Source organism: Curtobacterium oceanosedimentum (assembly GCF_020297365.1).
Classification (GTDB): domain Bacteria; phylum Actinomycetota; class Actinomycetes; order Actinomycetales; family Microbacteriaceae; genus Curtobacterium.
This window is the reverse complement of the sequence record NZ_JAIXIG010000010.1, coordinates 1-17,976: the sequence shown is the minus strand read 5'-3', so window position 1 is coordinate 17,976 and position 17,976 is coordinate 1. Positions and strand designations below refer to the sequence as shown.

17 protein-coding genes are annotated in these 17,976 nt (G+C 72.7%); 9 read left to right on the top strand and 8 right to left on the bottom strand.

All coding sequences use genetic code 11. The features are described 5' to 3' along the window. Nucleotides 1-8 precede the first annotated feature (8 nt). The gene (locus LEL83_RS06240) at nt 9-2,123 is read right to left on the bottom strand and encodes an MMPL family transporter (protein ID WP_225558157.1); all 2,115 of its coding nucleotides are present in this window, start codon (nt 2,121-2,123) and stop codon (nt 9-11) included. Between the two features lie 77 nt (nt 2,124-2,200). On the opposite strand from LEL83_RS06240, the gene LEL83_RS06235 reads away from it, so the two are divergent. Both LEL83_RS06235 and LEL83_RS06230 read left to right on the top strand, forming a co-directional pair. After that, nucleotides 2,201-2,608, top strand: a complete 408-nt coding sequence (locus LEL83_RS06235; RefSeq protein WP_198657419.1) for a MarR family winged helix-turn-helix transcriptional regulator — start codon at nt 2,201-2,203, stop codon at nt 2,606-2,608. A 79-nt stretch (nt 2,609-2,687) separates the two neighbouring features. After that, nucleotides 2,688-3,731 carry an LCP family protein gene (locus LEL83_RS06230; RefSeq protein WP_225558156.1) on the top strand — a complete coding sequence of 348 codons (1,044 nt, stop codon included), beginning with the start codon at nt 2,688-2,690 and terminating at the stop codon, nt 3,729-3,731. Nucleotides 3,732-3,809: 78 nt separating this feature from the next. On the opposite strand, the gene LEL83_RS16175 is transcribed toward LEL83_RS06230, so the two are convergent. The 6 genes from LEL83_RS16175 to LEL83_RS06195 form a co-directional block, all read right to left on the bottom strand. Next, nucleotides 3,810-4,505 carry a transglycosylase family protein gene (locus tag LEL83_RS16175; protein ID WP_308009874.1) on the bottom strand — a complete coding sequence of 232 codons (696 nt, stop codon included), beginning with the start codon at nt 4,503-4,505 and terminating at the stop codon, nt 3,810-3,812. A gap of 300 nt (nt 4,506-4,805) precedes the next feature. Beyond that, nucleotides 4,806-5,957: a 23S rRNA (uracil(747)-C(5))-methyltransferase RlmC gene (gene rlmC, locus LEL83_RS06215; protein ID WP_225558155.1), complete on the bottom strand. Its 1,152-nt coding sequence runs from the start codon at nt 5,955-5,957 to the stop codon at nt 4,806-4,808. A gap of 7 nt (nt 5,958-5,964) precedes the next feature. Next, nucleotides 5,965-6,828 (bottom strand): SMP-30/gluconolactonase/LRE family protein, encoded by an 864-nt coding sequence (locus LEL83_RS06210; protein WP_225558216.1) that lies wholly within the window; start codon nt 6,826-6,828, stop codon nt 5,965-5,967. Between the two features lie 42 nt (nt 6,829-6,870). Further along, the gene (locus LEL83_RS06205) at nt 6,871-7,491 is read right to left on the bottom strand and encodes a DedA family protein (protein WP_198657415.1); all 621 of its coding nucleotides are present in this window, start codon (nt 7,489-7,491) and stop codon (nt 6,871-6,873) included. 66 nt (nt 7,492-7,557) lie between these two features. Continuing rightward, nucleotides 7,558-8,217, bottom strand: coding sequence for a FadR/GntR family transcriptional regulator (locus tag LEL83_RS16170; RefSeq protein ID WP_225558154.1), 660 nt, complete (start codon nt 8,215-8,217; stop codon nt 7,558-7,560). Beyond that, the gene (locus LEL83_RS06195) at nt 8,214-8,933 is read right to left on the bottom strand and encodes an SDR family oxidoreductase (RefSeq protein WP_225558153.1); all 720 of its coding nucleotides are present in this window, start codon (nt 8,931-8,933) and stop codon (nt 8,214-8,216) included. Before LEL83_RS06195 ends, LEL83_RS16170 begins: the two co-directional genes overlap by 4 nt. 92 nt (nt 8,934-9,025) lie before the next feature. On the opposite strand from LEL83_RS06195, the gene LEL83_RS06190 reads away from it, so the two are divergent. The 7 genes from LEL83_RS06190 (at nt 9,026) to mnhG (ending at nt 16,156) form a co-directional block, all read left to right on the top strand. Then, nucleotides 9,026-9,778: an SDR family NAD(P)-dependent oxidoreductase gene (locus LEL83_RS06190; protein ID WP_225558215.1), complete on the top strand. Its 753-nt coding sequence runs from the start codon at nt 9,026-9,028 to the stop codon at nt 9,776-9,778. 101 nt (nt 9,779-9,879) lie between these two features. Further along, complete coding sequence (locus LEL83_RS06185) at nt 9,880-12,789, top strand: Na+/H+ antiporter subunit A (RefSeq protein ID WP_225558152.1); 2,910 nt, start codon at nt 9,880-9,882, stop codon at nt 12,787-12,789. Further along, nucleotides 12,786-13,196, top strand: coding sequence for a Na(+)/H(+) antiporter subunit C (locus LEL83_RS06180; protein WP_308009873.1), 411 nt, complete (start codon nt 12,786-12,788; stop codon nt 13,194-13,196). Before LEL83_RS06185 ends, LEL83_RS06180 begins: the two co-directional genes overlap by 4 nt. After that, nucleotides 13,193-14,884 carry a Na+/H+ antiporter subunit D gene (locus LEL83_RS06175; RefSeq protein WP_198657409.1) on the top strand — a complete coding sequence of 564 codons (1,692 nt, stop codon included), beginning with the start codon at nt 13,193-13,195 and terminating at the stop codon, nt 14,882-14,884. Before LEL83_RS06180 ends, LEL83_RS06175 begins: the two co-directional genes overlap by 4 nt. Then, nucleotides 14,881-15,462, top strand: a complete 582-nt coding sequence (locus LEL83_RS06170) for a Na+/H+ antiporter subunit E (RefSeq protein ID WP_198657408.1) — start codon at nt 14,881-14,883, stop codon at nt 15,460-15,462. The genes LEL83_RS06175 and LEL83_RS06170 overlap by 4 nt, the downstream gene beginning before the upstream one ends. Continuing rightward, complete coding sequence (locus LEL83_RS06165; RefSeq protein ID WP_198657407.1) at nt 15,459-15,803, top strand: MrpF/PhaF family protein; 345 nt, start codon at nt 15,459-15,461, stop codon at nt 15,801-15,803. The genes LEL83_RS06170 and LEL83_RS06165 overlap by 4 nt, the downstream gene beginning before the upstream one ends. Continuing rightward, nucleotides 15,800-16,156: a monovalent cation/H(+) antiporter subunit G gene (gene mnhG, locus LEL83_RS06160; protein ID WP_198657406.1), complete on the top strand. Its 357-nt coding sequence runs from the start codon at nt 15,800-15,802 to the stop codon at nt 16,154-16,156. The genes LEL83_RS06165 and mnhG overlap by 4 nt, the downstream gene beginning before the upstream one ends. Nucleotides 16,157-16,233: 77 nt before the next feature. On the opposite strand, the gene LEL83_RS06155 is transcribed toward mnhG, so the two are convergent. Continuing rightward, complete coding sequence (locus tag LEL83_RS06155) at nt 16,234-17,460, bottom strand: MFS transporter (protein ID WP_225558151.1); 1,227 nt, start codon at nt 17,458-17,460, stop codon at nt 16,234-16,236. Nucleotides 17,461-17,976: the final 516 nt, after the last annotated feature.

Here is a 17,976-nt window from a genome sequence, read left to right as displayed (position 1 = left end):
CCAGCGTGTCACATGTCAGGGCGCGAGCGCGACAGGCGCGACGGCCACCAGGCCCGACGGTCGAGGTCGTACACGAGCGCCGGCACGAGCAGCGAACGCACCACGATCGTGTCGAGCAGCACGCCGAACGCGACGACGAAGGCGATCTGCGCCAGGAACAGGATCGGGATCACGCCGAGGGCCGCGAAGGTCGCTGCGAGCACGATCCCGGCCGACGTGATCACTCCGCCGGTCACCCCGAGGCCGCGCAGGACGCCCTCGCGCGGACCGTGCCGCAGCGCTTCCTCGCGCACCCGGGTCATGAGGAAGATGTTGTAGTCGACGCCGAGTGCGACCAGGAACACGAACGAGTAGAGCGGGACGCTCGGGTCGGCGCCGGGGAAGTGGAACACGTGGTCGAAGACGAGCGCGCCGACGCCGAGGGCCGCCGCGAACGACACGATCACGCTCCCGATGAGCACGAGCGGCGCGACGACGCTGCGCAGCAGGAGCATCAGGATCAGCAGGATGACGACGAGCACCACGGGGATGATGAGCGTGCGGTCCCGGATCCCGGTGTCGTTCGTGTCGACCGCCGTCGCGGTGACCCCACCGACGATGGCTCCCGGGTCGACCCGCTCGACGGCGGTGCGGAGGTCGCGCACGGTCTGCTCGGCGGCGTCCGAGTCGGCGGGGTCGGACAGCGTCGCCTCGAGCAGGACGTCACCGCGGGAGACGGTCGGCGCGCCACTGCCACCGGCATCCCCGGTCACCGGGACGGTCCCGGCGGGGCTGTCCTTCGCTGCGGCGACCACACCGTCGACGCCGTCCACCGCGGTGACCGCGTCGACGAGCTGGTCGAGGTCGCGCTCCGCGCCGATGACCTGCGCCGGGCTGCCGGAGCCGCCCGGGAAGTGGTCGGCCAGCACCTCCTGTCCGTCACGGGCCTGCGACGACCCGAGGACCAGGTCGCTCTGCGGCACGCCGTCGGCCTCGAGCCCGACCAGGCCGGCCCCCATCGCGAGCAGGCCGACCGTGCAGACGATCCACACGACCCGGGAGCGACGCGCGACGAGCCGACCGACGCGCGCCCAGGTGCCGCGGGCGTCCGGGCCGGTGAGCACGGGATGGGCGCTGCCGAAGGCGGGGCGCAACGGCCAGAACGCCGCACGGCGGAACGCCAGGAGCAGGGCGGGCAGGAGCGTCAGCGCGGCGAGGACACTGAACACGATGCCGATCGCCGCCACGGGGCCGAGGGCCTTGTTCGAGTTGAGGTCGGAGAGCAGCAGGCAGAGGACACCGACGACGACCGTGCCGCCGGAGGCCAGGACCGGCTCGAGACTCCCCCGCAGCGCAGCCTTCGTCGCGTCCCATCCGGTGCGGTGGTCGCGCAGCGCCTCGCGGTACCGGGACGTGTAGAGGAGCGCGTAGTCGGTCGCGGCGCCGATGACGAGGATGGACAGGATGCCCTGCACCTGGCCGTTGACCGTCACGACGTCGGCCTTCGCGAGCCACCACACCACGAGGATCGAGGCGCACAGGGCGAAGGTGGCGGTGCCGAGCACCAGGACCGGCAGGAGTGGCGACCGGTAGACGACGATCAGGATCACGAACACCGCGGCGAGCGCCACCCCGAGCAGCAGTCCGTCGATGCCGGCGAAGGCCTCGGTCAGGTCCGCGGTGAACCCGGCGGGACCGGTGACGAAGCCGCGCACACCCGACGGGAGCGCATCGGCGACGTCCGCCCGGATGGCCTCGACCGCGTCCCCGGTCTCGGCGTCCTGCGTGAGGGTGGCGACGATCTCTGCCGCGTCGCCGTCCTCGCTCGGGATCACGGGGCTCACTGCCTGGACGTCGGCGCGGTCGGACAGGGTCGCGGCGAGCGCCTCCGCGTCGCCGAGGTTGGCCGACGTCAGCCCGCCGTCGCGCTCGACCACGATGATCGCCGGGGCGCCGGACTCCTCTCGGAACTCGGCGGACCGCTCCTGCACCTTCGTGGCGTCGGCGGAGGCCGGCAGGAACGAGGTCTGGTCGTTCGTGGAGACCTCGGAGATCTTGCCGAAGAACGGACCGCCGACGGCGGCGACGGCGAGCCAGACCACGATGACCAGTGCCGGCAGGACGGAGCGGAGGAAGCGGGACACGTCGGCGAGCGTACACCGGTCGTCAGCATGCTGACTACTTGACGGGACGGCCGAGGTGGCGACCGTAGGATCGCACCATGCAGGACACGACCGACCAGTGGCCCCTCGGTCGGCTGCTCGCGGCCGCGGCCCGCTCGGTCGAACGCGACTGGGACGAACGACTCCGAGCCGTCGGGTTGTCCCACGCCGCCGTCGTCGCGGTGGACATCCTGATCCGGACGGGCCCGACGGGCGCCGACACCCTGGCACGGACGGCGCGCGTCCAACCGCAGACGATGTCGCGCACCCTGGAGCGGATGGAGCGGGACGGTCTGGTCGAACGATCACCGCACCCGGCCGACCGACGCCGCCGCATCGTCACCGTGACGGCGACCGGGCGGGCGGCCTGGGAAACCGCGCGGCACATCGAGCGCGAGGTCCTGCCCGAGGACGCAGCGCTCCGCTCGGCCCTGCGCGCGGTGCTGGCCGGACCCCCTGGTACATGACCGTTTCGATCTGAAATACCACATGCGGTAGGCTGGTGGAGTCGGACGTACGCCGACCCGGAACCAGCTGGAGCCCCGCATGTCCGAACGTCGGGCGGCACGCGCCGCCGCCGAACAGGCCGAACGAGCCGCCCGCCCGCCGCTGCGTCGACGCCGTCCGTTCCTCGTCGCCCTGGTCGCGACGCTCGGCTCCCTGGTCGGCATCGCCACCGTCATCGCCGTCGTGGCGAGCGTGTTCGTCGGTGGCCTCGCCCGCAGCTTCGACGCCGGGCGGCAGGTCATCCGCGAGCCGTTCCCCGCCGGTACCCGTCCCGTCGACTCCGACGGCGAGAACATCCTGCTCATCGGCTCGGACTCCCGCGCGCAGGGCGATCCCGACGGCGGCCCGACCAGGACCGACGGGCGCTCCGACACCCTGATGCTGGCGCACGTCCCCGCGGACCACCGGGCGGTCTACCTCATGTCGATCATGCGAGATTCTTGGGTCGACGTCCCCGGGCACGGCCGCGCCAAGATCAACGCCGCGTACTCGTGGGGCGGCGTCCCCCTGACCGTGCAGACGGTCGAACGCCTGCTGGACGTGCGCGTCGACCACGTGGCCGAGATCGACTTCGCGGGGTTCCGCGACATGACGAACGCCCTCGGCGGCGTCACCGTCGACTCGTCGCAGGCGTTCTCCGCCCGGGGCCACGAGTTCGCGGCCGGCGCCAACCGGCTGGACGGCGACGCGGCGCTCGCGTTCGTGCGGGAGCGGTACGCCTTCGCCGACGCTGACCACACCCGCGTGCGCAACCAGCAGGCGTTCATGCACGGCGTCGTGGACGGGCTGCTGTCCCGCGGCACGACCACGGACCCCGGGCGCATCCAGGACTTCGTCGCGGCGACGAGCGAGTACCTGTCGGTCGATGCCGGTCTGTCGTTCGCACGACTCGTCGAGCTGGGCTGGTCGCTGCGGAACGTGCGGGCCGACGACCTCGTCACCTTCACCGTGCCCACCGCGGGGTCGGGCACCTCGCCGGACGGACAGTCGATCGTCACGCTGAACGACCTGGAGATCACGTCGCTGTCCCAGGCGCTCCGCTCCGACGACGTCGCCGCCTGGCTCGCCGACCACCCGCAGTAGGCCCGCCCGGCTCGGACGCACGACGACGCCCCACGACTCGAGGTCGTGGGGCGTCGTCGTGGTCGATCTCCGGAGCGATCAGGCGGGGAGCTGGAGCTCCTGGCCGGCGTAGATCAGGTTCGCGTCGTCGATGGTCGACGTGTTCGCGGCCCACAGCTGCTTCCAGCCGCCCTCGATCTGCAGCTTCGTCGCGATCGTGTCGAGCGTGTCACCCGAGGCGATCGTGTACGTCTGGCCGCTCGTCTTCACCGGTGCGGGCTTGCTCGGCGCAGCCGGGGCCGACTCGGTGGTGCTCGGCGCGGCCGGCTGCGGCGCCGCCTGCTCGGCGGGGGCGGGAGCAGCCGGGGCGGCGGGCTGCGGTGCGGCCTGCTCGGCGGGCGCGGGAGCCGGTGCCGGCGCGGGAGCAGCGGGGGCCGGGGCCGCACCACTCGTGCCGCTCAGCCCGAGCTGGGCGGAGCAGGCGGGCCAGGCACCCCAGCCCTGCGAGGCGAGGACGCGCTCGGCGACGGCGATCTGTGCCTCGCGGCTGGCAGCGGCGGGGTTGCCCGTGCCACCATTCGCCTGCCAGGTGCCGAGGTTGAACTGCAGGCCGCCGTAGTAGCCGTTACCGGTGTTGATGGCCCAGTTACCGCCGGACTCGCACTGCGCGAGCTGGTCCCAGGTCGAACCGGACGCGGCGTTCGCGGGGGACGCCGCGAGGCCGACACCGGTCGCGGCGATGCCGGCGAACGCGAGCCCGCCGACGATGGTGCGGGTACGGGAAAGCTTCTTCATGTGATTGCTCCACCGGGGTCACGAGCCGCATCTGCTGCGGGATCCACTGCCCACCCCGACCGATCGCGGTCAGTTGTGGGGTGCGCCACCGGGGGCAGTGGTCATCGGGCCGGCGGCACCTCGGTCGGCAACCATAGGTGTCTCGTCACCGTTATCAAACCGAGACCGTCGGTTCTACCCGTTCGTGCTATGTACCCCTCCTGCGACCTGAACGTCCCGATCCCCATGCCCATGGTCATCCGCCGTACCCGGGTACAGGACCTTGGCAATTCCCTGGCAATGCTGATGGATCCGCCCAGATCAGACCCTGGAGAGCAGCGTCACGGCCTCCAGGTGACCGGTCTGCGGGAACATGTCGAGCACCCGCGCGCGACGCAGGCGGAAGCTCGGCATCCGCGCCAGGTCCTTCGCCAGGGTGACCGGGTTGCAGCTCGAGTACACGACGTGCTGCACGTCGGACTCCTCGAGCCAGGTCGACAGGGTCACTCCGATCCCCCGTCGCGGCGGGTTGACCAGCACGAGCTCCGGCACCGCGTCCGGGCGTGCCCGGATCGCGTGCTCGGTGGCGTCGTCGGCCGCGAACCGGAGCCCCTCGAGGCCGGCCTCACGAGCGGACTGCTTGGCCGACCGGATCGCCTCGGCACTCGTCTCGATCCCCGTCACGGCTCGGCCGGGCCGTGCCGCGTGCAGCGCGAAGCCGCCGACGCCGCAGTACAGGTCCCACATCGACGCCGGGTCCAGCTCATCGATCCACGCCGTCGCCTGCGCGTACAGCTCGGCGGCGACGCCGGTGTTCGTCTGGAAGAAGCTCTGCGGCCGCAGGTGCATGGTGATGCCGCCGAGCCGCATCGGCAGCGTCTCCTGCTCGGTGAGCACGATCTCGCGGTCGCCCTCGGTGACGGCCTTGTGCTCGGGCAGCAGGTTCGCCGTGACCACCACCGCGTCGGGCAGCACGGCGCGCAGGGCGTCGAGGTGCTGTCGGAGCCGCGGCAGCTGCCCCTCGGACCGCAGCACGAACCGGATCATCAGCTCGCCGTCGGGCGACTCGGTGACCAGGACGAACTTCAGCTCACCACGACGTGCGGCGACGTCGTACGGGATGAGCCCGGCGGACGACACGAAGTCGGCCAGGACGGGGAGCGCCCGCCGGATCCCCGGCGTGCAGATGCCGCAGTGCCGCAGGTCCACCCCGCGCTGCCGGTGGTCGAGGATGCCGACGGTGGGGTGCTGGACGGACCCGCCGACGACCATCTTCGCCTTGTTGCGGTAGCCGGACTCGGGGCTCGTGACGGCCGGCTCCCAGGCCACGGCCCCGGGTCCACCGGCTGCCTCGACGGCGTCGTGCAGGAGCTCGCGCGTCCGGAGCTCCTTGTCGAGCACCTGGTCGGCGTAGGGCTGACCCATGAGCGTGCACGACCGGCACACCCCGCGGTCGAAGTAGTCGCACTGCATGGCCGGGTCAGGATACGGCAGCGTCCCGGGTCGTCGTGGCGATGCGGTACACCGAGGTCGTCGCGGTGAGGAAGAGCGTCGTGCCGTCGTCACCGCCGAAGCACAGGTTCGACACGACCTCGGGGACGGCGACCGTGCCGATCCGTCCGCCCGTGGGCGCGAACACGACGACACCACGGTGCGAGGACGACCACACGTTGCCGTGCACGTCGACCCGGATGCCGTCCGGCGCCCCCTCACCGGACTCGAGACGAGCGAACACCCGGCCGTTCTTCAGCAGGTCACCCCGCCGGTCGTAGGCACGGATGACGGGTTCGTCGCCCGAGGAGCTCGCGACGTACAGCACCCGTTCGTCCGGGTCGAACGCCAACCCGTTCGGCTCGTCCAGGTCGGTGGCCACCGGACGCAGGTCCTCGCCCTCGGGTCCGCACCGGAACACCCAGTGGTCGCCGTACTCCCGGACACCCGGGTGCCCCTCGCGCGGCTGCGTGATGCCGTAGGCGGGGTCGGTGAACCAGACACCACCGTCCCGCGCGACCACGACGTCGTTCGGCGAGTTGAACCGCACGCCGTTCCACGTGTCGACGATGGGCGTGACGACCCCGTCGCGGTCCCGCTCGACGCGGCGCGTCCCGTGCGAGCACTGGACGACGCTGCCGTCCCGGTCGAGCGTGCGGCCGTTCGTGAACTCGACACCGTCCGCGTACACCGAGGTCTCCCCGGACCCGGCGTGCCACTGCAGGATCCGGTCGCCCGGGATGTCGGACCAACGGAGCGTCCGGGTCGACGGGATCCAGCAGGGCCCCTCGGCCCAGGTGCTGCCGGTGGCGATGCGCTCGAGCGCGTCGGCGTCGGGCACCAGGTCGTCCAGCTGCACGGGTTCTCCTTCGAACGGGGTGCCCACGCTACGACGTCAGGCGGCGGCCGTCGCCTCGCCGCGTCGTCGCACGGCCTTCTCGATCGCCGAGATCACGAAGCCGAGCAGGATCGACGCGACCACCGCGAGCGCCGTCACGAGGAAGGGCTGCTCGCGGCTCCAGTGCCCGGTCGCCGCGGCGATGCCGACGCAGTACGCGGCCCACACGACGTCGGCGAGCGCACAGCTGACCAGGAACCGCCGGAGGTCGAGTCCGCTGTCCGCGCCGACCAGGTTCGTGGTCAGACGGCCCATCGGGATGAAGCGTCCGAGCACCGCGATGCGTCCGGGGGCGGCGCGGTAGCGACCGTCGATGGCGTCCCGGGCCTTACGGACCTTCGGACGCGAGAACCACGACCGGGAGCCGAGGTCGACCGAGCGTGCGAGGTGGTAGAGCCCGAGGTCGCCGAGGACCATGCCGACCGTCGCCGCGACGACGAGGAGCAGCACCGGCAGGAGCCCGCCGTCACCGCCCACCAGCAGCGTGCCGATCGCGACGACCAGCGCCTGGCTGGGCAGGAACACCGCGACGCTGCCGACGGCGAGCACGAGACCGACGACGAGGAACGCCCACGGGGTGCCGACGAGCTGGACCACGAGGTCCTGTGCTGCGTCCACGACTCACCCTCCACGGGCGTCCGGGCGACGCACCGCCCCCATCATCCCAGGTCGGCGGCGCACCGGTCACGTCCGGTCGACGATCGCCCGCATCGCCTCGGCTGCGTCGTCCGCGCGACCGTCGACGACGGCCTGTGCGAGCGCGCGGTGGAGCCCGACGTCGTGCCGGTCGGGGCGGATGCTCCCGCGCTCCAGCAGGACCTGACCCACGACCCGGTGCAGCCGTCGGTACAGCGCGTTGCCGGACAGGTCGAGCACGAGCTGGTGGAGCCGCACGTCCGCTGCCACGAAGTCGGGGCGGTGGTCGCGCGCCGCAGCGGCGGCGAGCTCGTCCGCGGTGGTGCGCAGTGCCTCCCGTCGGTCGGCGCACTCGTCGAGCCGCGCCCGCAGGGCCGCTGCGGCCGCTGCGGCGGGTTCGACGGCGGCGCGCAGCGCACGGAGCTCGGCGGCCACCTGCTCACCGTCAGGCCCCTGCAGGCGCCACCGCACCACGCGCGGGTCCAGGACGTCCCAGTCGCGCACCCCGAGGACGGTGACGCCGACGCGGGGTCGCGCACTGAGCAGGCCGAGGGCGACGAGGACGCGGACGGCCTCGCGGACGATGCTGCGACTGGCCCCCGTCCGGACCACCAGGTCGTCGGTGCTCCGGCGGCTGCCGGCCGCGAACGCGCCGGAGACGACCGCGGCGCCGATCTGGTCGAGGACGCGGTCGAAGGCGCTCGTCACCGCTGGGCGACCGGCGAGAGCACGAGCTCGTCGACCCGCACGTGCGCCGGGGCGCCGAGCACGAAGGCGACCGTCCCGGCGACGTCCTCCGGCTGGAGCATGCGGCGCCGCGCGGCCGCGTCGGGGACCTCCGGGCGCTGGTCGAGGAAGTCGGTGGCGACGTCGCCCGGGCACAGGTGCGTGGCGCGGACGCCGTGCTCGGCCTCCTGCTGGTTGAGCGTCCGGACGATCGACCCGAGCGCCGTCTTGCTCGCCGAGTACGCGACACCCGCAGCCGGTTGGAAGGACCAGCCGGCGTAGGACGACACCACGACGACCACTCCACCGGAGGCGCGGAGGGCCGGGAGGGCGGCGTCGACGACCGTCACGACGGCGGTGGTGTTCGTGTCGAGCACCGCACGGACGTCGGCGAGCGACTGGTCGGCCCACCGTCGCGCCGGCGTGTTCAGGCCGGCGGCCAGGACGAGGCCGTCGATCCGTCCGTACTGCTCGAGCACACGGTCTCGGGTGTCGGCGACCGCGGCGGCGTCGGTGACGTCGAGCGGCTCCACCGTCACCGTCCCGCCTTCCGCCCGGACCGCGGCGGCGACCTGCTCGAGCCGGTCCGCGCGCCGACCGCTCAGCACCACCGCCCATCCGTCGCGGGCCGCGGCGACCGCGGTCGCCGCCCCCATGCCACTGCCGCCACCCGTGATCCAGAGCACCTTCGCCGTCATGCTCGAATAGTATGACCATTGCAGGCACCGGCGCCCGCCAGCCGTCCGCGGGACTCCAGGGCGGCGTCCCACCACCGACGACGGGAGCGACGATGCACCTGGACCTGACCGACCGCGTGGTGGTCGTCACCGGAGCGGCGCGCGGCATCGGTCGCACGCTCGCCGAACGGTTCGCCGCCGAGGGCTGCCGCGTCGTCGCGCTCGACCTGGCCTTCGAGCCGGGGTTCCCGCTCGACCACGTCGTGTGCAACGTCGCCGATCCGCGGTCGGTGCGCGACGCCGTGGACGACGTCGTCGAGCGACACGGCAGGATCGACGTGCTCGTGAACAACGCCGGGATCAACGTCGAGGGCACCGTCGCCGAGCTGGAGTGGGACGCCTGGCGCCGCTGCATGGACGTCAACCTGGGCGGCACCTTCCTGATGAGCCAGGCCGTCGCACCCGTGATGCAGGCGGCCGGACGCGGTCGGATCATCAACGCGGCCTCGTTCGCGGCGATCGTGCCCAGCGTCGGGAGCGCGGCCTACGCGGCGTCGAAGGCCGCCGTCGTCTCGTTCACCCGGGTGCTCGCGTCCGAGCTCGGGCCGTGGGGCATCACCGTGAACGCCTACGCGCCCGGCATGGTGCCGACCGCGATGAACGGCTTCGCGACCATGTCGGCCGAGGCGCAGGACCGGTTGCTCGACACGCTGTCGCTGCGCCGGTGGGAGACGGCCGACGACGTCGCCGACCTGCTCGTCTTCGTCGCGAGCGACGCCGCGGCCTACATCACCGGCACCCTGCTCGACGTCTCCGGCGGCAAGCTCGCGACCCAGATCCCCGCCCGCGCGCACGGCCGGACCTGAGCGGTCGGCTGTCCGCCCGCACAGGTTCTCCACATGGCTCGATCCGTAGTCTGTGAGTGCCCAGTGAGCCGGACTGCAGCCCGACCCCGAGGAGGTGCCCGATGGTCCTCGTCCTCGTCGCGTTCGCGATCGTCGCCCTGATCGTCCCCGCCCTGACGCCCGTCCTCGGACGCCGTGTGTACTACGTCGCCGCCCTCGCTCCCGCCGCGGCGGCCGTGCTGACGATCGCGCAGACCGACCGAGCCCTGCACGGCAGCGTGGTCGAACGGCACCAGTGGGTCCCGCAGCTCGACCTCGACGTCACGCTGCGGATGGACGCCCTGTCGTGGGTGCTCGCCCTCGTGGTGTCGGTGGTCGGTGCGCTCGTGCTCGTCTACTGCGCGTCGTACTTCGGTCGCGACGAACCGGGGACGGGACGGTTCGCGGGTGTCCTGACGGCGTTCGCCGGGTCGATGTACGGGCTCGTGATCGCCGACGACGTGATCGTGCTGTTCGTGCTGTGGGAGGCCACGACGGTCTTCTCGTACCTGCTCATCGGGCACGACGCCGACAAGCGGGCGAGCCGGGCCGCCGCGATGCAGGCACTCGTCGTCACCACCGCGGGCGGCCTGGCGATGCTGGCCGGCCTCGTCATGCTCTCCGTCGCAGCGGGCACGACCTCGTTGTCCGGGATCGTCGCCGACCCGCCGAGCGGCACCGTGGTCTCGGTGTCGGTCGTGCTGGTCCTGCTCGGCGCGCTCACGAAGTCCGCCATCGTGCCGTTCCACTTCTGGCTGCCGGCGGCGATGGCGGCCCCGACGCCGGTCAGCGCCTACCTGCACGCCGCCGCGATGGTGAAGGCCGGCATCTACCTGGTGGCCCGGCTCGCACCCGCCTTCGCGTTGCTCGAGGGGTGGCGCGAGACCATCACCGTGCTCGGTGTGCTCGGCATGCTCGTCGGTGGCTACCGCGCCCTGCGGCAGACCGACCTGAAGCTGCTGCTCGCGTACGGCACGGTGGCGCAGCTCGGGTTCCTCGTGCTCGCGGCCGGGTGGGGTGCCCCGGCCGTCGCGCTCGGCGGCGTCGCGCTGCTCGTGGCGCACGCGGCCTTCAAGTCCACGCTCTTCCTGGTCGTCGGCGCGATCGACCACGTGACCGGCACCCGCGACCTCGCCCGGCTCAGCGGACTCGGCCGGTCCCGTCCGTGGCTCGCGGTCGTCGCCGCGCTGGCCCTGCTGTCGATGGCCGGCATCCCGCCGACCGTCGGGTTCGTCGCCAAGGAGGCCGTGCTCACCGGCTTCACCGAGTCGCTGCACGGTCCGGACGCCGGCTGGGCCTGGTTCGCGCTGATCGGCGTGACGATCGGTTCCGTACTCACCGTGGCGTACTCGCTGCGCTTCTTCTGGGGCGCCTTCGCCCGGAAGCCCGGGGTCGCGACGACCGAGCCGCACGCCCTGCACGGCCTGGGTGTCGTGCCGTCCGTGCTCGCGCTGACCGGGCTCGCGCTGGGACTCCTGACCCCCGTGGTCGCGCACGGCATCGAGCCCGCGGCGGCGACGGCCGCCCTCGCCGGCCAGGAGGTCCCGCACCTCGAGCTCTGGCACGGCCTGGAGCCCGCGCTCGGACTCTCCGCCCTCACCCTGGTGGGCGGTGTCACGCTGTTCGCCCTGCGCCGTCCGGTCGAGGCGCTGCAGCACCGGCTCGCCGGGTCACCGAGCGCCGCCGGCACCTACCGTCGCGGCATGCGGGGGCTCGACCGGGCCGCCACCTGGCTCACCGCCAGCCTGCAGCGCGGCTCGCTCCCCTACTACCTGACGGTCATCCTGTCGGTCTTCGTCGCCGGGGCGATCGCGAACCTGGTGCTCGGTGGACCGTGGGAGTTCCACGTCCGGTTCGCCGACTCGTGGGGCCAGGTCCCGGTGATGATCGTGATGTCGATCGCCGCGATCGCCGTGCTGACCGCGAAGACCCGCTTCGCCGCGGCGGTCCTGGTCGGCGTCACCGGGTACGGGTTGTCCGTCCTGTTCGTCCTGCACGGCGCCGTCGACCTCGCGCTGACCCAGCTCGTCGTCGAGACGGTCACCCTCATCGCGTTCGTCCTGGTGCTCCGTCGGCTGCCCCCGCGCATCGCCACGACGAACCCGTCGCGGTTCCGGGTGGTGCGGGCGCTGTTCGCCGGACTGGCCGGACTCACGCTGGCGATCGTCGTCGTCGTGGCCGCGTCCGCCCGCACAGCGCGACCGCTCTGGCCCGACCTGCCGGCACTCACCAGCTCGTTCGGGCACGGCCTGAACGTCGTGAACGTCGCGCTCGTCGACCTGCGCGGCTGGGACACGCTCGGCGAACTGACGGTCGTGGTCGCCGCGGCCACCGGCGTCGCGAGCCTGATCTTCGTGAACTCGCGCGAGGACACCCTGCCCCGACTGCGTGACCTGCCGGAGACCCTGACCGCGAACGGCGAGCGCACCGACGGCGAACCCCGCGCCTGGCTGCCGACGAGCGCCGCGATCCCCACCGGCCGCTCGGCCCTGCTCGACGTGGTCGTCCGGCTGCTGTTCCACGGCCTGATCGTGTTGTCGCTGTACCTGCTGTTCGCCGGACACAACGCTGCCGGTGGCGGGTTCGCCGGCGGCCTGGTCGCCGGCATCGCCCTCGCGGCGCGGTACCTGGCCGGTGGCCCGGCGGAACTCGGCGCCGCCGCCCCGGTCCGTGCCGGCCGCCTGCTCGGCCTCGGCGTCGCCACCGCCGCCATCACGGCGATCGTGCCGCTGTTCTTCGGCCGCGAGGCCCTGTACTCCGAGTTCTTCGAGGCCACCGTCCCGGTCCTCGGGCACGTCGAGTTCGTCACCGCGACGTTCTTCGACATCGGCGTGTACCTGGTCGTCGTCGGCCTGGTGCTCGACGTCCTGCGCAGCCTCGGCGCCGAGGTCGACCGGCAGCGCCTGGAGGACGCCTCGCCGTCCCGTGACACCACGGAGGGGTCCGTCCCCGACACCCTCGATGCCCCCATCCCGGAAGGGAGCGCGACGTGACCGTCACCCTCGTCCTCGTGATCGCGATGGCCGTCCTGTTCTCGTGCGGCGTCTACCTGCTGCTCGAACGCTCCCTGACCCGGATGCTGCTCGGCTTCCTGCTGCTCGGCAACTCGCTCAACCTGCTCCTGCTGGTGATGTCCGGCGCCGCGGGCGACCCGCCCATCGGCAAGAGCGCGGACGGCATCACCGACCCGCTCCCCCAGGCGTTCGCCCTGACCGCGATCGTCATCACCTTCGCCGTCAGCGCGTTCCTGCTCGCCCTGATCCACCGGTCGTGGCAGCTGTCCCGCGCCGACGAGGTCGAGGTCGACGAGGCCGACGCCGCCATCGGCCGTGACCGCGACGAGCCGGCCGACGAGGACCCGGAGACCACCACCGACGCAGAACAGGAGGCGACCCGATGACCTGGCTCGCCCCGCTCCTCGTCCTCGTCCCGCTGCTCGGCGCCGCGGTCGCGCTCGGACTCCTCCGCCACCAGAAGCTCCAGCGGGCGATCACCATCGCGGTGCTCGTCGTCGCCCTGGCCGTCGCCGCGACGCTCATGGTGCTCGTCGACCGGCACGGCACGATCGTGGTGCAGGTCGGCGGCTGGGACGCCCCGTACGGCATCTCGCTCGTGGTCGACCGGCTGAGCGCCCTGCTGCTGACCGTGAGCGCGAGCGTGCTGCTGCTCGTCCTGCTGTTCTCGGTCGGGCAGAACCTGGCCGCCGACGACGAGGACGCCCCGGTCACGATCTTCTACCCGACCTACCTGGTGCTCGCCGCGGGCGTGCTCGACTCGTTCATCGCCGGCGACCTGTTCAACCTGTACGTCGCGTTCGAGATGCTGCTCGTGGCGAGCTACGTGCTCATCACCCTGGGCGGCAGCGAGCAACGCGTGCGCGCCGGCACGACGTACATCGTGACGAGCCTGATCGCGTCGGCGATCTTCCTCGCCGCGATCGGCCTGGTGTACGGCGCGACCGGCACGGTGAACATCGCCCAGATCAGCGAGCGCGTCGCCGACCTGCCGGAGCACGTCCAGCTGCTCCTGCACACGATGCTGCTCATCGGGTTCGGCATCAAGGCGGCCGTGTTCCCGCTGGCGTTCTGGCTGCCGGACTCGTACCCGACGGCCCCCGCACCGGTCACCGCGGTCTTCGCGGGCCTGCTCACGAAGGTCGGCATCTACGCGATCATCCGCCTCGAAACGGTGATCTTCCCCCGCCCGCAGCTCAACGAGGTCCTGCTCGTCGTCGCCGCCCTGACGATGGTGGTCGGGGTGCTCGGCGCGGTGTCGCAGACCGACGTGAAGCGGTTGCTGTCCTTCACGCTCATCAGCCACATCGGCTTCATGGTGATGGGTGTGGGCCTCGGCACCGTCGCGGGCACGGCGGCCGCGGTGTTCTACACGGTGCACCACATCGTCGTGCAGACGACGCTGTTCCTGGTGTCCGGCCTGATGGAGCGCGTGGGCGGGACGACGTCGACCCGGTCGCTCGGCGGGTTGCTGAAGGCCGCCCCACTGCTGGCGGCGCTGTACCTGGTCCCCGCGTTCAACCTCGGTGGCATCCCGCCGTTCTCCGGCTTCATCGGCAAGCTCGGCCTGTTCCGCGCCGCCGCCGAGGACGGCTCCCCGATGGCCTACGTCACGATCGGTGCCGGGGTGGTCACCTCGCTGCTCACGCTGTACGCGCTGATGCGGGTGTGGGACGCCGCCTTCTGGCGGCCGAAGCCGGCGGCCGAGGCCGCCGCACCGCACGCGACCACCGCCGAGCCGCACGCGCACCTGCGGTCGCCGGAACCGGCGCCGCTCACCGTCTCCGAGGAGACGGGCGAGGCGTACCACCCGGGAGGCTCGACCACCGTCACCGACGCACCGCACGCGAGCAGTGCCTCCAGCCCGGCGACGGGCGCGACCGAGACGGTCGGCGAGGCTCCCGAGCGGGCGCGCCTGCCGCGCATGCTCGTCGGCGTGACGACGGTCGCCGTGCTCGGCTCCGTCGCCCTGACCGTCGTCGCCGGGCCGCTCTACGGCTACGCGACCCGCGCAGCGGAGTCCCTGGAGTCCCCCGACCGCTACGTGCAGGCCGTGCTCGGAGGTGAGCGATGACCGACGTCCGCCGCATCTCGAACGCCCGACGCATCGTCGTGGCGTGGCGCTACGACGTGCCGCTCGCCGCCGGGCTCACCGTCCTGTGGGCGCTGCTCTGGGGGTCGTGGAGCCCGCTCACGCTGCTGTGCGGCGTGGTCGTCGCACTCCTCGTCACCCAGGCGCTGCCGCTCCCGCCGGTGCCGCTGTCGACGCGGTTCTCGGTGCTCCACGCCCTGCGGTTCCTGGTCGTGTGGTCCGGGCTCGTCGTGGTGGCGTCGTTCCGGGTCGCGTGGGTCGCCCTCCGACCCAGGGGGGTGCAGCGCAGCTCGATCAAGGTCGTGCAGCTGCACACCACGTCCGAGATGACCTTCACCCTGGCGACCCTGGCGATCTCGCTGGTGCCCGGCTCGTACGTGGGCGACGTGGACCTGCGTCGACGCCGCCTGCTGCTGCACGTGCTCGACACCGAGCGGTCCGAGCAGGTGGACGCCGCCGTGCGCGAGGCACTGACGATCGAGGCCATGGTGATCCGGGCGCTCGGATCGGAGCAGGACGTCTCCGAGCTGTCCGAACCGCTGCCGGAGGTGACCCGGTGAGCCCCGCGGTCGTCGTCATGGGGATCGCCGTCGTGCTGGTCCTGGCGCTCCTGGGGGCGTCGTTGGCCCTCGCGGTGTTCCGCATCGTGCGCGGGCCGACCATCCTGGACCGGATGATCGGCTCCGACATGGTGCTGACCACCGTGCTCGTGGTGATCGCCGCGGCCATGGTGCTCCGTCGCGACCTGACGGGCATCCCCGTGCTCGTGGTCATCGCCGCGACGAGCGTGTTCGCCACCATCGCCGTGGCGCGGGCCGTCACCCCGTCGTCGGACCCGTCCGACGAGGGGCTGACCGCGACCACCCCGGAACACCGGGTCGACGAGGAGGAGCAGTCGTGATCGAGATCATCGAGACCTTCGTCGAGGGGGCGGGTGTCCGCGCGTGGATCGCGATCGGACTGCTGCTCGTCGGCTCGCTGCTGTCCCTCGGTGCCGGGGTCGGCATCGTCCGGTTCCCCGACCCGCTCGTGCGCCTGCACGCGATGGCGAAGCCGCAGGTGCTCGGGCTCGCCCTGGCGCTGGCGGCCGTCGTCGTGGCCGTCTGGACGTGGACGGCGCTGTGGGTCGTCCTGCCCATCCTCGTGTTCCAGCTGTTCCTGGTGCCGGTGTCGACGCACATGATCGCCCGCGCCGGCCTGCGCGCCGGTGACTACCGGCACGAGGACCTGCTGGTCGACGACACCGAGTCCTGACCCGACCCCGGTGCGGACGGGAGGCCCGTGGCGACGCCGCCACGGGCCTCCCGTCCGTCAGGTGGTCACGTTCGCGGTCAGGCGGTCGCGACCCGGCGGGGCAGCAGCAGGTTGCACACCGCGGCGATCACGACGACGGCGGCGGAGACCGCCGGCAGCAGCATCGCTGCTGCCGTGCCGTGGTGCTCGGCGACGTCCCCCGTGACGGCGGAGGCGATCGACTGGCCGACGATGACGGCGGACCCGAGGATCGTCATGGTGGTGGCGGACCGGCCGACGGGTGAGCGGTCCGAGCCGAGGCTGTACTGGGCGACCAGGGTGGGGCCGATCCCGATGCCCATGATCGCGAGGACGATGCCCGCGGCGACGACGGAGTCGGCACGGGCGAACGCGATCGCGCCGCCGAGCAGCACGACCCCGAAGACCAGCCAGCGCCAGCCGAGGCCGAAGGAACGCGGGAACGCCGCCGAGCCGAGCGCGAGCCCGGCCGAGCCGATGCCCATCAGGCCGTAGAGCAGGCCGGCCTGCGACGCCTCGCCGTGGGTCTCCATGAAGGCGGTCAGCGAGGTGAGCGTCGAGCCGAAGAACAGGCCGATGCCGAGGATGCCGATCACCACGACGACGAGCCGCGGGCGCAGGAGCTGCCGGGCGGGTGCCTGCGTCAGCTCCGCGTGCTGGCCGACCACGAGCTTGCCGGTCGGGTGCAGCGCGAACGCCGTGACGAACACGAACGTCAGGACCGAGGCGCCGGCGACGGCCACCCACGGGGCGATCGCGCTGGCCAGGATGCCGACCAGGAACGGGCCGATGATGAACACGGTCTCGTCGGCGGCGGACTCGTAGGCCATGGTGCCGCTGAGGGTCTTCTCCCGCCGCGCCGGAGCCATGCGCTGCTGGATGATCGCGACGAGCCGCGTGCGGGACATCGGGGCGACCTGGGGGGCCGAGGCGCCGATGCAGAAGGCGACCGCGAGGACCGCGAGGTCGGGCGCGGTGCCGCTGACGACGAACGGGAAGAACCCGAGCAGCGCCGCGTTCACCAGGCCGACGGGGACGAGCACCGCCCGCTGGCCGAAGCGGTCCGCCGCGGCGCCGACCATCGGGCCGAAGATCGCGGAGCCGATGCCGACGGCGGCGGAGTTGACACCACCGAGGGCGACGGAGTCACGGGCCGCGACGACGAGGGTCAGGACGCCGACGACCATCATGGCGAACGGCAGCCGGGCGATGAACGCAACGGGGAAGTACCAGCGTCCGGCGAGGGACAGGAGCGAGGCGTCGCGGGTAGGACGGTCGTGGAGCATGGGGGTGTGCCTTCTCGGCCCGGCCCGGTTCGGCGGGGGCGGACCCATCGGGTGCCGCCGCTGTCCGCCGGGGTGCCGGCGGCCGGTAGATACACACTGCGTGTTCTGAACGGCGTCCATCGTACCGCCCGGGTCCGCGGGTCGTCCCGCCGGTCGCGACGCCCCGCCCGCCGTCGGCGAGCGGTCACAGGTCGTCGCCTGCGGCGCCGCTCGCCGACGGTCCGTGACCGGTCGGCGGGCGAGCCGCGACGTGTCGTGGCCGGCCGTCGCGGGGCGGCCACGCGACGCGGGGCGACCGGACGACGGACGGGAGGCGCGGGACGGCGTGTCCCGTGCCTCCCGTCCGTCGCGTGGCGCGCCCAGGGCCCGCAGCGGTCGCGACGCCCCGCCGGCCGGGGCCGTTGCACCGGTCGCGACACACCGCCCGCCGGCAGCGAGCGGTCACACGTCGTCGCCTGCGGCGTCGCCGACCGACGGTTCCTGACCGATCGGCGGGCGAGCCGCGACGTGTCGTGA